We start from the raw sequence: 14,028 nt of genomic DNA on the forward strand, positions 1-14,028 counted from the left end.
CGCGCGAACACATGCTGTATTTTCTTGCCGAGATGATGAATTTCGAAGGGGCGTTCAACCTCGTCCGCTATCAGACCTTCCGTGCTGGTGCGGCGATGATGACGGCCCTTTTCATCGGACTGATCATCGGCCCCAAGTTCATCAACATGCTGCGCGTGCGCCAGGGCAAGGGTCAGCCGATCCGTGCAGACGGCCCTGAATCGCATCAGAAGAAGGTGGGCACCCCCACCATGGGCGGCCTGATGATCCTGACCGCGCTGACCATTTCCATGCTGTTGTGGATGGATCTTTCCAACCCGTTCCTGTGGGCATGCCTGGCCGTGACGCTGGGCTTTGGCCTGATCGGTTTTCTGGATGATTACGACAAGGTGACGAAGCGTAGTCATAAGGGCGTTTCGGGCAAGGTCCGCCTGCTGGCGGAATTCTTCGTTGCCGGGATCGCCACCTACATCATCGTGCAGGAGGTGGGGTCTACCGCGCTATACCTGCCCTTCCTTTCCGACACCGGGCTGGAACTGGGCTGGCTGTTCTATCCCTTTGCCGCCACGGTAATCGTGGGCGCGGGCAATGCCGTAAACCTTACAGACGGGCTGGATGGCCTTGCCACCATGCCGGTGGTGATCGCCGCCGGTGCCTTTGCGTTGATCTGCTACCTTGTGGGCCGCGCCGACTTTTCTGCATATCTTGGCATTCCGCATGTTCTGTCTGCAGGTGAGCTGGCTATCATGTGCACCGCCATCATGGGCGCAGGGCTGGCCTTCCTCTGGTACAACGCCCCGCCTGCAGCCGTGTTCATGGGTGACACCGGTTCGCTGGCCCTTGGCGGCGCGCTGGGCGCGATTGCCGTTGCCAGTCATCACGAGATCGTGCTTGCCATCATAGGCGGCCTGTTCGTGCTGGAGGCTGTCAGCGTGATCATTCAGGTTTTCTGGTTTAAACGCACTGGCCGGCGGATTTTCCGCATGGCTCCTATCCACCACCATTTCGAACAGCTCGGCTGGAGCGAGAGCAAGGTCGTGATCCGTTTCTGGATCATTGCCCTGGTCCTCGCCGTCATCGGGCTGGCCACGTTGAAGCTCAGGTGATCACGGCAAAGGCCTTCTCCGGGAAAAATTACTGTGTGCTGGGCCTTGCGCGTTCGGGCCTGGCCACGGTGGAAACGCTGCTGGCCAGCGGCGCGCGCATAACCGCGTGGGATCGCCGTAACGAGCCGAAGCAAAAGCTGGCCAGCCGTTGCACCATTGCCGATCCGCTGGAGATTGACCTTACTGGCTTCGATGCCATCGTCGTTTCACCAGGCGTGCCGCTCAACACCCATCCCATCGCGGACAGGGCGCGCGCGGCGGGTGTGCCCATTATCGGCGATATCGAATTGTTTGCGCTGGCCCGGCCAGAACTGCCGCCCCACCGCGTGGTGGGCATCACCGGCACAAATGGCAAATCCACCACCACCGCGCTGGTCCATCACCTGCTGCGCGAGGCCGGAGTGCCAACGCGCATGGGCGGCAATATCGGCCTTCCCGTGCTGGGGCAGGAGCCGCTGGAGGAAGGCGGCGTCTATGTGTTCGAACTGTCGAGCTATCAGATTGACCTGACCCGTTCGCTGGCGTGCGAGGCGGCGGCGCTGATCAATATCACGCCCGATCACCTCGACAGGTATGACGATTTTACCGCCTATGCCTTTGCCAAAGGGCGGCTGTTCACCATGCAGGGCGCAGGCCAATACGCCGTGTTCGGTTGCGAGGATGCGCCCACCAGAGCCATCCAGCAGGCCGAGGCTGCGCGCCGTCCCGATGGTCTTGCGCATTGCGTGGATGCCTGGGCGTGGGAGCCGTTCCAGAAGGAATGGCCCAGCCTGCAAGGGCCGCACAATCTACAGAACGCGGCAATCGCTGCGGCACTGGTGCAGCGCCTTGGCGTTTCGCGCGATGCCGTGTTGACGGGTTTTGCCAGCTTTGCCGGATTGCCGCACCGGATGGAGCGCATGGGCGAGGCAGGCGGCGTGTTGTTCGTGAATGACAGCAAGGCCACCAATCCCGCTTCCACCGCGCCTGCCCTGGCGGCTTATCCGCCGGTTGACGGCAAACCGCGCGTTCACTGGATTTGCGGCGGACTGGCGAAGGAAGACAATCTGAACGATTGCGCGCCCTATTTCGGCAATGTCGCCTGCGCCTACACTATCGGAGAGGCCGGCCCGATGTTTTCGGACCTGCTGGAATCCGTTGTTCGGGTGGAGCGGTGCGAGCTGCTGGCCGAGGCGGTATCGCGCAGCATCGCCGCTGCGCAGCCCGGCGAAGTCATCCTGTTCAGCCCGGCTTGCGCCAGTTTCGATCAGTTTCGCGATTACGAGGCTCGGGGCGATACCTTCCGCGATCTTGCCGCCAGCATCGGCTGCGATGCGACCCCGGCTGAATGCGGGTTCGATTCAAGGTCTGCTGCATGAACACGCCGCCGATCTATATTCCGCGCGGCGGGCAAGAGAGCGAGAAACGCACCCCGCGCTACCAGCAGGATCGCAAGCGCGAACTGCGCATCTGGTGGCGGGAGATCGATCGCTGGCTGCTGTTCTTCGTGCTGCTGCTGATGGCGGTTGGCACGCTGGCCGTGGCCGCGGCATCGCCTGCCAGCGCCCACCGCCTTTCCACCAGCGAAGAAAGCTTGCCCGATCTCTATTTCTTCTGGGCGCATATCCGCTGGCAGGCTCTGGGTCTGCTGGTTCTGATCGGCACATCGCTGTTGCCGCGTGAACTGATGCGCCGGGGTGCCATCGTCATGGCGGGCTTCATGCTGCTGCTCCTGTTCCTTGTACCCTTCGTCGGGTACGAGGTGAACGGTGCCAAGCGCTGGATCAGGTTTGGCATGGGCGTGCAGCCCAGCGAATTCTTGAAGCCCGCATTCGCCGTGACGCTGGCCTGGATCCTGTCCTGGAAGCTGCGCGATCCGAAACTGCCGGTGATCGGCATATCGGGCGCGCTGGTGGGATTGGTGACCGTGCTGCTGATGGCGCAGCCCAATCTGGGCGCGGCCATCCTGTTTATCGGCACGTGGCTGGTGATGGTGATGCTGGCAGGCCTGCCCTTGCAGCGCATCGGCATGCTGCTGGGCGCGGGCGTTGCCGGGATGCTGGCCGCCTATCTGTTTTATGACAATGCGCGCCACCGCATCGATTCCTTTTTCGGTGGCCCCACCGCCTATGATCACGTGGACCTGGCCAATCGCACGCTGACCGCAGGCGGCTGGACCGGCAGCGGTTTCTGGCTGGGCGAGAACAAGCTGCGCCTGCCCGAAGCGCACACCGACTATATCTTCTCCGTCATCGGGGAAGAGCTGGGCCTGATCATCTGCGCGCTGATCGTGCTGCTGTATCTCGCCATCATCCTGCGCGTGCTGATCCGGCTGGTGGATGAGGACAGGCTGTTCATCATCCTTGCCGCCAGCGGGCTGATCGCTTTTTTCGGCGGGCAGGCTTTCATCAATATTCTCGTCAATCTGCAGCTTTTCCCCAGCAAGGGCATGACCTTGCCCTTGGTGAGCTATGGCGGATCGTCAACAATAGCGCAGTGTTTCACGATAGGCCTTCTGCTGGCGGTAACGCGGCGCAATCCTTTCCTCGCGCGGGAACCTTTCGATGTGCGTGACGCACTGGAGAAGGAGGACGATTTATGACCAGCTCTACGCGCCACTTCGTTTTGGCTGCCGGTGGCACCGGCGGACATCTGACGCCTGCCTTTGCCCTTGCGCATGAATTGGAACGGCGCGGCCATCACGTCGCGCTGATTACCGATGAACGCGGGGAAGCCATTCCCGGCAAGCCCGATTTCCTCACCGCGCATGTTCTGCCCGCAGGCCGCTTCGGCAAGAACCCCTTGCGCTGGCCCGCCGCGATCAAGGCCGTGCTGCAAGGGCGCACCATGTCGCAGCGGCTTTATGAAACGGTGCAGCCCACGGCCGTGATCGGATTTGGCGGCTATCCCGCCCTGCCTGCCTTGCTGGGCGCACAGGCCATGGAAATTCCTACCATCGTGCATGAACAGAACGCCGTGCTGGGCCGGGTCAACCGGTTGCTGGCGGGCAGGGTGGATGCCATTGCGCTGTCCTATCCTGATGTCGATCGGCTGAAGGCGAAATACGAGAAGAAGACGCACCTTGTCGGCAATCCGGTGCGCCCCGCTGTGCTGTCGTTGCGGGATCAGGAATTTCCTGCCTTCACCGAAGAAGGGCTGTTTCGCGTATTGGTAACAGGCGGCAGCCAGGGCGCGCGCGTGCTTTCCGAAGTGGTGCCCGATGGCCTTTCCATGCTGCCACCCGCGCTGCGAAATCGCCTGCAGGTAACGCAGCAATGCCGGCCAGAAGATCTGGACGCGGTCCGCGCGCGCTATGCCAATCACGAGATTCCGGCAGAGCTGGCCACCTATTTCGAGAACATGTCCGCGCGCCTTGCCGATACGCACCTGTTTATCGGGCGCGCAGGCGCATCCACCATCGCCGAACTCACCGCCGTGGGCCGCCCTGCCATTCTGGTGCCGCTGCCCATTGCAACGGACGATCATCAGGCGGCCAACACGCGCGAAATCGTGAAGGCCGGGGGCGCGCGCTCTATTCGGCAGACGGGTTTCACGGCGAAGGAACTGGCCAAGCAGATCGCCGCCATGGCGCAGCGACCGGAAACGCTGGCTAACGCCGCGCATGCCGCGTGGAATTGCGGCAGGCCCGATGCGGCCAGCGATCTTGCCGATCTGGTGGAAAGCTTTGGCGGGGCAGACATGATGGATGTGATCCGCGTGGGCGAAAACAATGCGCGCGGCGCTTCGCAGGAAGCCGCGCCCAACCGCGCAACGCGCGATACGCCAAGGGGTAAGGGCGCATGAAAGGCGTAGGTACGGATATCGGAACGATCCATTTTGTCGGCATTGGCGGCATCGGCATGTCCGGCATTGCAGAGGTGATGGATAACCTTGGCTACAGCGTACAGGGATCGGACCTGAGCGACAGCGCCCGCGTGCAGGCATTGCGCGACAATGGCATCACCGTGTTCATCGGCCATGATGCCGCCAATATCGGCGATGCTGCCGTGGTGGTGACGTCCACCGCCGTGAAACGCACCAATCCCGAAGTCGCCGCCGCGCTGGATGCGCGCATTCCCGTGGTGCGCCGTGCGGAAATGCTGGCGGAACTGATGCGGTTGAAACGCACGGTGGCCGTTGCCGGCACGCATGGGAAAACCACCACCACCAGCATGGTTGCCACACTGCTGGATGCGGGCGGCGTTGATCCCACCGTCATCAATGGCGGCATCATCGAAAGCTACGGCTCCAACGCGCGGCTGGGCGACAGCGAGTGGATGGTGGTGGAAGCGGACGAGAGCGACGGCAGCTTCCTGCGCCTCGATGGCACCATCGCTGTTGTCACCAATATCGATCCCGAACATCTGGATCATTACGGCAGTTTTGACGCGGTGAAGGATGCCTTCGTCCAGTTTATCGAGAATGTGCCGTTTTATGGCGCGGCGGTTCTCTGCATCGATCATCCCGAAGTGCAGAATGTGATCGCCAAGGTGCGCGATCGCCGCGTGATCACCTATGGCTTTTCTCCCCATGCCGATGTGCGGGCGGAGAATGTGACGCCCGACGGCGGCGTGACGCGCTTCGATGCGATCCAGCGCCTGCGCGATGGCAGCGAGCTGCGGGTGGACGATATCGCCTTGCCCATGCCGGGTCGCCACAACGTGCAGAATGCCTGCGCGGCAATTGCCGTGGCGCTGGAAATGGGCTGCTCTGCCGATGCCATTCGCGATGGCTTTTCCCGCTTTGGCGGGGTGCGGCGGCGTTTCAGCCATGTCGGCACCATCGGTTCCGATATCAGGGTGATTGACGATTACGCCCATCACCCCGTGGAAATCCGCGCCGTATTGTCCGCTGCGCGCGACGCGGCGAGTGGGCGCGTGGTGGCTGTGATGCAGCCGCACCGCTATACCCGCCTGCGCGATCTGCTGGCGGATTTCCAAGGCGCGTTCGGCGATGCAGACCTAGTGTATGCAGCGCCAGTCTACCCCGCCGGCGAAGAACCAATCACCGGGGTGGACGAACATGCACTGGTGGAAGGGTTGAAGGCGCGCGGGCATCGCCACGCTGTTGCGGTGGAAGGCCCGGCTGACCTTGCGGCCCGGTTGGCTGAGGACATTTCGCCCGGCGATATCATCGTGTGCCTTGGTGCTGGCGATATCACCAAATGGGCTGCCAGCCTTGCGAAGGACGTTTCGAATTACCGCGCCGCGGAGGGCGCAAGAAAATCATGATGCAACCCGGCGAACAGATGCACGGCGACGAAGCGCCCGGCGCTGACGAGGCCCCCGGCGTAACGGCAAATGTGCCGCGCAACGTGCGCGGCGAACTGACGGCGCGTGCGCCGCTGGCCAAGCTGGTATGGTTCAAAAGCGGCGGCGCGGCAGACTGGTTGTTCGAGCCTGCCGATCTTGAAGATCTTGTCACCTTTCTGGGCCAGCTCGGCAGCTCTACCCCGGTGATGGCGCTGGGGCTGGGGTCCAACCTCATCATCCGCGATGGCGGGGTGCCGGGCGTGGTGGTGCGCCTGGGCAAGCCATTCTCCAGCGTGGAGGCAAAGCGCGGCGAAGTTGTGGAATGCGGCGGCGGCGCGCCGGGCATACTGGTCGCCTCCACCGCGCGCGATGCGGGTATTGCGGGGCTTGAATTTCTGCGGGGTATTCCCGGCACGGTGGGCGGCTTCGTGCGCATGAACGGCGGCGCCTATGGCCGCGAAGTGGCTGATGTTCTGGTGGATTGCGACGTGGTGCTGCCCGGCGGCAATCTGGTGACGCTGCCGGTGCAGGACCTGGATTATTCCTATCGCCACTCGCGCCTGCCCGAAGGTGCCATCGTGGTTGCCGCGCGTTTCAAGGGCACTCCGGGCGATCCGCACGAAATCGGCGCGGAGATGGACCGGATTGCAGAGGAGCGCGAGAATTCGCAGCCGCTGCGCACCAAGACAGGCGGCTCCACCTTCAAGAATCCGGAAGGCACCAGCGCCTGGAAACTGGTAGACGAGGCCGGGTGCCGCGGCCTTACCATGGGCGGCGCGCAGGTGAGTGAGAAGCATACCAATTTCCTCATCAACACCGGTGATGCAACCAGCGCCGATATCGAAGGGCTGGGCGAGGAAGTGCGCCGCCGCGTGGCGGAAAAGACCGGCAGGGCGCTGGAATGGGAAATCAAACGAGTGGGACGTCCATGACAACGAACTTGCCAGCAGACCTGCACATTCTTGTCCTGATGGGCGGCTGGGCGAATGAGCGTGACGTATCGCTGATGTCTGGCAACGGCGTGGCCGATGCGCTGGAAAGCGCGGGCCACCGCGTTACGCGGCTGGATATGGGACGCGATGTCGCGGCAAAGATTGCCGAGGCTGCGCCCGATGTGGTGTTCAACGCCTTGCACGGCGCTCCGGGCGAAGATGGCACGGTGCAAGGCATGCTGGATCTGATGGGCATCCCCTATACCCACGCCGGCCTTGCCACGTCTGTTATCGCGATCGACAAGGAATTGACCAAGCACGCACTGGTGCCGCACGGCATCCCCATGCCCGGCGGGCGCGTGGTGCGATCGGAAGAATTGTACAATGGCGATCCAATTGCCCGGCCATATGTCCTGAAGCCCGTTAACGAGGGGTCTTCCGTTGGCGTTGCCATCGTGACGGATGAGAGCAATTGCGGAAACCCCATCAGCCGGGAGGCCAAGGGCCCGTGGCAGGATTTTGCCACCTTGCTGGCCGAACCTTTCATTCGCGGCCGGGAACTGACCACCGCCGTGATCGATACGCCCAGCGGCCTGCGCGCGCTTGGCGTGACGGAGCTTGTGGTGGAAAGCGGGTTCTACGATTACGAAAACAAATATACCGACGGGAAGACGCAGCATATCTTCCCCGCGCAACTGCCGGACGAGATTGAGCGCCTGTGCATGGAATATGCGGTGCAGGCCCATCGGCGGCTGGGCTGCCGCGGCGTATCCCGCTCCGATTATCGCTGGGATGACGAGCGCGGGGAAGAAGGGCTGTTTCTGCTGGAAACCAACACCCAGCCGGGCATGACGCCGCTCAGCCTGGTGCCCGAACAGGCGCGGCATTGCGGGATCGAATATCCGCAGCTTTGCGAGATGATCGTCGAGGATGCCCTGCGCCGCGCAGGCAGGCTGGATGATGGCAGGTCGGGTGATGGCCAGAACTAACTCCCGCAATACCAAAGGCGTGCGCCGGCAGGCGCGCGCGCAGGGCACCAGCCGCAAGGTCCGCTCTGCGCGCAAGCAGGGCCAGTCCATCCTTGGACGCATGCTGGGGATGCTGCCGTTCACCGAAGAACAGCTGCAAAAGACCTTCACCGTCCTGATTCTGGGCGGCGTGGTGGTAGCACTGGCATGGCTGGCGCAGATTTCGGGCGCGACGGCGGTTGCGTCAGACCGTTTTGCCCATGTGGCCAGCAACGCAGGCTTCAAGCTTGCCCGCGTGGAAGTGCGCGGCACCGAACGCATGAATTCCATGCTGGTGCACGAACGCGCCTTCGGCCAGCGTGATCTGGCGATGACGCGCGTGGACATGCACGGCCTGCGCGAAGATCTGCTGCAATTGCCATGGGTGAAAGATGCGCGCGTTTCGCGCCAATTGCCTGATTTGCTGGTGGTGAACGTGGTGGAGCGTGATCCGCACGCCGTATTGCGCCGGGCGGATCGGCTGATGCTGATCGATCCCACGGGCGTTGAGCTGGAGCCGATTGCGGCAGCCGATGCCAAGGATTACCTGCTGATCGAAGGGCCGGGCGCGCAAGGCCAGGTGGAAGCCCTGGACATGCTGCTGGATTCAGCGCCCGCCCTGAAGGGCAAGGTTACCGGGGCCGAGTGGGTGGGCAACCGCCGCTGGAACCTCACCTTCGATACCGATCAGCGGCTGGCCCTGCCGCAGGGTGACGATCGCTCTGCCGCCGCGTTGATCAGCTTTGCCCAGGCCGATGGCGTGCATCGCCTGATCGGCGGGGAAGTGGCCAGTTTCGACATGCGCAATCCGCCGCGCATGTACATGCATGTGCCGGGGCGTGCCGAACGGCAGGAATTATCCATGCGCGAACAGCAAAAGGGGGAAGAAACCTGATGGCCTCCAACCAGAGAATTGCGCGTGTATTCGGCGCGGTAAATGTCGGTTCGTTCAGCGTGTCTGCCATGATCGCCGCCTTGACCGAGGACGGCGAGATGCAGGTGCTGGGCAGCGGTCATCGCGCCAGCCAAGGAATAAAGCGCGGCTATGTGGTGGATATGGCGGCGGCAACCTATGCCGTGCGCGATGCACTGGAGCGGGCTGAGAAGCTGGCGGGCACCAGTGTCGACAGCGTGTGGATCGGATGTTCGGGCGCGGGCCTGGCGAGCGAAATTCGACCCGTGGAAATCGGCATCGGTGGCCGCCGTGTTGAGGAGGAGGATATCGAGGCGCTGCTGATCGCCGCGCGAGAGAGCCTTGGCCCCGATGGTCGCACCGTTCTGCACGCGCAGCCGGCCTGCTACTTCCTCGATGGCGCGCATGGCGTTTCCAACCCCAAGGGCCTGCATGCAGACAGGCTGGGCGTGGATGTGCACGTGATGCTGGCCGATGGCGCGCCTGTCCGCAATGTGACGGAAGCGGTGCAGAATGCGCACCTCGATGTGGAAGGGTTGGTGGCATCGCCGCTGGCCACGGGTTATGCCTGCCTGTCCGAGGAAGAGCGCGATCTTGGCGTTGCGCTGGTGGAACTTGGCGGGGAAGTGACCAATGTTTCCGTCTATGCTGGCGGCATGCTGGTTGGCCTAACGGCATTTCCCCGCGGCTCTGCCGATATCACCGATGCCATCGCGTCGGCCTTTTCGATCCGGCGGTTTCAGGCAGAGCGGCTGAAATGCGTGTGCGGCTCTGCCATTGCCAGCCCGGCGGACCATCGCGAGATGATCCCCATTGCTTCCCCCGCAGAGGAAGGGGAGCGCCCGGTTGCGCGCGGCGGCGACGGCACCGGCCAGGTTCCGCGTGCGGAATTGATCGGCGTGATCACGGGTGAGCTGGACATGCTGATGAGTGATGTTGCCAAGGCGCTGGATTCAATGGGTTTTACCGGCGGTGCCCCCGGCTCGAAAGCGCGGCAGGTGGTGATCACCGGCGGCGGGGCAGAGCTGGCCGGGCTGGCGGACCATGCGCAGGGCGTGCTGGGCGTGCCGGTGCGGATCGGCAGGCCGGTTGCGTTGAAGGGGCTTCCCGAAGCGCACAGTTCGCCTGCCTTCTCCACGCTGGCGGGGCTGGTTCTTTATGCAGCGGAAGACCCGGTGGATATCCGCGCGGTTGGATCACGTTTTACGACGACAGGCAGCTATGGCCCGTTGACAAGCCTGATGCGCGCGTGGACCGCCATGCGCGAATATTTTTGAAAAGGCGCAATCTGTGGATAGTGCTGGCAAAAGCATCCTTTAGATTTACCCTTTATGGCAAAGACACCAATGGCAGATTTCCTAGGCCTGCCGAGGAGACGATAAGATGAGCATCAATATTGGCCCGCCTTCTGTGGACGAACTGCGTCCCCGGATTACCGTGATCGGCGTTGGCGGAGCAGGTGGCAATGCCATCGCCAACATGATCGAAGCTGAGATCGAAGGTGTGGACTTCATTGTCTCGAACACCGATGCGCAGGCGCTGAACAGCTCCACCGCAGAACACCGGATACAGCTTGGCCCCGATATCACGCAGGGCCTTGGTGCAGGCTCGCGGCCCGAAGTCGGTCGCGCCGCTGCCGAGGAGACGGTGGAAGAGATCGAGCGCGCCCTGGAAGGCGTGAACATGGTGTTCATCGCCGCTGGCATGGGCGGCGGCACCGGCACCGGTGCGGCACCCGTCATCGCGCAGATCGCGCGCGACAAGGGCATCCTGACAGTCGGCGTGGTAACCAAGCCATTCCTGTTTGAAGGCACGCGCCGCATGCGCGCCGCCGAAAGCGGCATCGACGAGCTGCAAAAGCATGTCGACACGCTGATCGTTATCCCGAACCAGAACCTGTTCCTGGTGGCGAAGGCGGAAACCACCTTCAAGGAAGCCTTCATGCTGGCGGACGAAGTGCTGCAGCAGGGCGTGCGGTCCATCACCGATCTGATGGTGATGCCGGGTCTCATCAACCTCGACTTTGCCGATGTGCGCTCCGTCATGGGCGAAATGGGCAAGGCGATGATGGGTACAGGCGAAGGCGAGGGTGAAAACCGCGCGCTGGAAGCTGCCGAACATGCCATCGCCAACCCGCTGCTGGACGGTGTTTCCATGCAGGGCGCCAAGGGCGTGATCATTTCCATCATCGGCGGCGAAGACATGAAGCTGCTGGAAGTGGACGAGGCTGCAAACCACATTCGCGAACTGGTGGACCCGGAGGCGAACATCATCTGGGGCAGCGCGTTCAATCCCGATCTCGATGGCAAGATCCGCGTTTCCGTGGTGGCCACCGGCATCGAACAATCCGGCGATATGCCGCGTGAAAACTCGCGTCCGCTGGATCTGTCGGCCGCGCGCGGTCCGCGCAAGCCAAGCTTGACGATCCCATCGGACAGTGCCGAGGTAGCAACCGAGGCTGAGGAGCAGACGTCTGCTTCCGATACGCTGGATCTGGGCGCTGTTGACGAGGCCGATACCGGCTTTGAAAGCTCTGACGATAATGAGCCTGCCGCTTCTGCATATTACGCGGATGACGAGAGCGAAGGCCTGGTCACCCCGGCCGACGACAGTGAATTCGGCAGCGACGGCGGTTTTGGCGATGACGGCGATGACGCATCTTCGGCCGATAATGGCGCGTTCGATCTGACCGAAGAGATTGCCGACGGCAATGCCGATGCTGATGACGACGGTAGCGCCGATCAGGACGAATTGCTGCTTGATGCAAGCCGTCTGGCCGAAGGTGACGAGCCTGAGCCCTCACAAGGCGGCCGGCGCGCACGTATGCTTGGCGGCGCGAGTGATGATGCGGGCAGCGGCGATGATGCAGGTAGCAAAGCTGCCGCACCGGCCGCCGCAGCATCATCCGGCAGTACGCTCTTCGAACGCATGGCCAATCTTTCCCGCCAGGCGCCCGAAGCCAGCGACGACGATGATGATGACGACGACGATGACGATGGCGGCGCCATGCGCATCCCGCGTTTTCTTGGTCGCCAGAACAACCAGTAGGCCTGTCATCGCGCTAGACAATAAGTCGGTCAGGAATTTGGACGAGGTGTTTTCGCATCATTCAGCGAAGGCGGTATAATGGTAAACGAATGACACGTTCGCTTTCCATTTCATCGGCACAATTTCTGGCCACCCTTTCTGCTTCTGTCGCATTTGCGCTGGTGCCGCTCGCGGCCCCGGCGCATGCGCAGGAGGTGGTGCAGGCGCTGCCCGAACCCGCCGCAGAGGAACTGAACGAGGCGCTGCGGCGGTTGTCCCGCAATCCTGAAAGCGTGCCTGCACTGGTGGCGGCGGGGCGGGCATCGCTTACCCTCAATGATGTGGATGCCGCGCTTGGTTTCTTCTCGCGCGCGCAGGCGGTGGAGCCTGACGATACGCGTGTGTTGATCGGCCTTGCCCTGGTGGCGGTGCGCCGGGGGGAGGCGGTTACCGCGCTGCGATTGTTTGAAAACGCGGCGGCCGGCGGCGTACAGATGATGCCTTATGAGGCGGAGCAGGGGCTGGCCTACGATCTGGTGGGCAGAAATGCCCGCGCGCAGCGACTGTATCGCCGGGCACTGGCGCGGGAGGATAACCCCACGGTGCGGCGCCGCCTTGCCTTAAGCTATGCCATCAGCGGCAATGCCGAGGAATCCGAAACGACGCTGCTGCCTCTGCTGCAACGACAGGATCGTGCCGCCTACCGCACCCGCGCCTTTGCGCTGGCAATTCTGGGCAATCAGCAGGAGGCTATCTCCATAGCCGAGACGATGCTGCCCCAACGCCTGTCCATGCGGCTGGCACCGTTCCTGCGGTATATGCCGCGGCTCACCCCGGCGCAGCAGGCCGCGGCGGCCAACCAGGGCCGCTTCCCGGCCGCGCGCGAGATCGGCAACGATAGCTCGCAGATCGCGGCCTATACCGATAGCGCGCCCGCCCAGCCTTCCGCCACCCGCGCCAGCAGCGCGTCCAGTCGGCTTGCGCCGCAGGGAGAACCCCTTGGCCCTGCTCCCAGTGCGCCTCTGTCCAATTCCCCAGTCGCTGCGGTTGAGAGTTCCGGCGAATTGCCGCCGTTGAATGCGTCGCCCACTACAGTCGCCGCATCCCAGCCTGCTCCTGCACAGCCAGAGCCGGTGGTGGTTGCTACAGCCGCGCCGACCCCTGCCGCAAGCCAGCCATCGCCCGGCATAACAACGGCCATGCAAAGCGAACCGGCGTTCGCCGATGCGCAGGATGCGCGGCCATCCTTCACCTTGACGGAAACCGCGCCGCAGCCCGCGCAGGAACAGGAGGCGGAGCAGATCGACCTGGCTGAAGCCTTTGCAGACTTCACACTTGAATCGGCGCAGGTGCCATCCCGCAGTGGCGCAGTCGATATCACCGCGATCGATCCGCCGCGTGAAAAGCCCGCGCCGGTAAAGCCGAAACCGCCGGCACATCCCGCGCGCCACTGGGTCCAGGTGGCGACGGGGCAGGACACATCGGCATTCCGTTTCGACTGGCGGCGCATCGTGCGCAACGCCGGTGGTCTGCTGGATGATGTGGACGCCTTCACCGCTAAATGGGGGCAGACCAACCGCCTTTTGACGGGGCCTTTCGATACGGCGCGCGCCGCGCAGGAGAGGGTTAGCGAGCTGGCAGGGCAGGGCGTGGACAGTTTCCGCTTTGCCAGCGAAGAAGGTGAAGAAATTCAAAAGCTTGATTGACGGTTGTGCCGGGTTTTCCCCAAGTCATCCCAAGCCTTGTTCACACCTTGCCAACAGGCGAAACAGGTTTTGCCCGGAGAACTGAGGCCGCGCGATTGCGCCGCAAGTGGTTGCCGCTGCATTAAGC

11 protein-coding genes are annotated in these 14,028 nt (G+C 63.1%); all 11 read left to right on the plus strand.

Annotation, left to right across the window (positions count from 1 at the left end):
- The first annotated feature begins 11 nt into the window (after positions 1-11).
- The 11 genes from mraY (at position 12) to GRF63_RS05715 (ending at position 13,901) form a co-directional block, all read left to right on the plus strand.
- Positions 12-1,085 carry a phospho-N-acetylmuramoyl-pentapeptide-transferase gene (gene mraY, locus GRF63_RS05665; RefSeq protein WP_160484960.1) on the plus strand — a complete coding sequence of 358 codons (1,074 nt, stop codon included), beginning with the start codon at positions 12-14 and terminating at the stop codon, positions 1,083-1,085.
- The gene (murD, locus tag GRF63_RS05670) at positions 1,082-2,443 is read left to right on the plus strand and encodes a UDP-N-acetylmuramoyl-L-alanine--D-glutamate ligase (RefSeq protein ID WP_160484961.1); all 1,362 of its coding nucleotides are present in this window, start codon (positions 1,082-1,084) and stop codon (positions 2,441-2,443) included. The genes mraY and murD overlap by 4 nt, the downstream gene beginning before the upstream one ends.
- Positions 2,440-3,666, plus strand: a complete 1,227-nt coding sequence (locus tag GRF63_RS05675; RefSeq protein WP_160484962.1) for an FtsW/RodA/SpoVE family cell cycle protein — start codon at positions 2,440-2,442, stop codon at positions 3,664-3,666. Before murD ends, GRF63_RS05675 begins: the two co-directional genes overlap by 4 nt.
- Complete coding sequence (murG, locus tag GRF63_RS05680; RefSeq protein ID WP_160484963.1) at positions 3,663-4,868, plus strand: undecaprenyldiphospho-muramoylpentapeptide beta-N-acetylglucosaminyltransferase; 1,206 nt, start codon at positions 3,663-3,665, stop codon at positions 4,866-4,868. The genes GRF63_RS05675 and murG overlap by 4 nt, the downstream gene beginning before the upstream one ends.
- Complete coding sequence (gene murC, locus GRF63_RS05685; RefSeq protein WP_160484964.1) at positions 4,865-6,295, plus strand: UDP-N-acetylmuramate--L-alanine ligase; 1,431 nt, start codon at positions 4,865-4,867, stop codon at positions 6,293-6,295. The genes murG and murC overlap by 4 nt, the downstream gene beginning before the upstream one ends.
- On the plus strand, positions 6,292-7,248 hold the full coding sequence (gene murB, locus GRF63_RS05690) for a UDP-N-acetylmuramate dehydrogenase (protein ID WP_160484965.1): 957 nt from the start codon (positions 6,292-6,294) through the stop codon (positions 7,246-7,248). Before murC ends, murB begins: the two co-directional genes overlap by 4 nt.
- The gene (locus tag GRF63_RS05695) at positions 7,245-8,237 is read left to right on the plus strand and encodes a D-alanine--D-alanine ligase (protein ID WP_237392300.1); all 993 of its coding nucleotides are present in this window, start codon (positions 7,245-7,247) and stop codon (positions 8,235-8,237) included. The genes murB and GRF63_RS05695 overlap by 4 nt, the downstream gene beginning before the upstream one ends.
- Positions 8,224-9,150 carry a cell division protein FtsQ/DivIB gene (locus GRF63_RS05700; protein WP_160484967.1) on the plus strand — a complete coding sequence of 309 codons (927 nt, stop codon included), beginning with the start codon at positions 8,224-8,226 and terminating at the stop codon, positions 9,148-9,150. The genes GRF63_RS05695 and GRF63_RS05700 overlap by 14 nt, the downstream gene beginning before the upstream one ends.
- Complete coding sequence (ftsA, locus tag GRF63_RS05705) at positions 9,150-10,445, plus strand: cell division protein FtsA (RefSeq protein WP_160484968.1); 1,296 nt, start codon at positions 9,150-9,152, stop codon at positions 10,443-10,445. Before GRF63_RS05700 ends, ftsA begins: the two co-directional genes overlap by 1 nt.
- A 106-nt stretch (positions 10,446-10,551) precedes the next feature.
- Positions 10,552-12,216, plus strand: a complete 1,665-nt coding sequence (gene ftsZ, locus GRF63_RS05710; RefSeq protein ID WP_160484969.1) for a cell division protein FtsZ — start codon at positions 10,552-10,554, stop codon at positions 12,214-12,216.
- Positions 12,217-12,305: 89 nt separating this feature from the next.
- The gene (locus GRF63_RS05715; protein ID WP_160484970.1) at positions 12,306-13,901 is read left to right on the plus strand and encodes a tetratricopeptide repeat protein; all 1,596 of its coding nucleotides are present in this window, start codon (positions 12,306-12,308) and stop codon (positions 13,899-13,901) included.
- Positions 13,902-14,028 lie beyond the last annotated feature (127 nt).

The organism is Aurantiacibacter rhizosphaerae (genome assembly GCF_009807005.1).
Classification (GTDB): Bacteria; Pseudomonadota; Alphaproteobacteria; order Sphingomonadales; family Sphingomonadaceae; genus Alteraurantiacibacter; species Alteraurantiacibacter rhizosphaerae.

Bases quoted from the DNA above. Each gene is read 5' to 3' on its own strand.
- mraY (WP_160484960.1), top strand. From the start codon at position 12: ATGCTGTATTTTCTTGCCGAGATGATGAATTTCGAAGGGGCGTTCAAC.
- GRF63_RS05675 (WP_160484962.1), top strand. From the start codon at position 2,440: ATGAACACGCCGCCGATCTATATTCCGCGCGGCGGGCAAGAGAGCGAG.
- murG (WP_160484963.1), top strand. From the start codon at position 3,663: ATGACCAGCTCTACGCGCCACTTCGTTTTGGCTGCCGGTGGCACCGGC.
- murC (WP_160484964.1), top strand. From the start codon at position 4,865: ATGAAAGGCGTAGGTACGGATATCGGAACGATCCATTTTGTCGGCATT.
- murB (WP_160484965.1), top strand. From the start codon at position 6,292: ATGATGCAACCCGGCGAACAGATGCACGGCGACGAAGCGCCCGGCGCT.
- GRF63_RS05695 (WP_237392300.1), top strand. From the start codon at position 7,245: ATGACAACGAACTTGCCAGCAGACCTGCACATTCTTGTCCTGATGGGC.
- GRF63_RS05700 (WP_160484967.1), top strand. From the start codon at position 8,224: ATGGCCAGAACTAACTCCCGCAATACCAAAGGCGTGCGCCGGCAGGCG.
- ftsA (WP_160484968.1), top strand. From the start codon at position 9,150: ATGGCCTCCAACCAGAGAATTGCGCGTGTATTCGGCGCGGTAAATGTC.
- ftsZ (WP_160484969.1), top strand. From the start codon at position 10,552: ATGAGCATCAATATTGGCCCGCCTTCTGTGGACGAACTGCGTCCCCGG.
- GRF63_RS05715 (WP_160484970.1), top strand. From the start codon at position 12,306: ATGACACGTTCGCTTTCCATTTCATCGGCACAATTTCTGGCCACCCTT.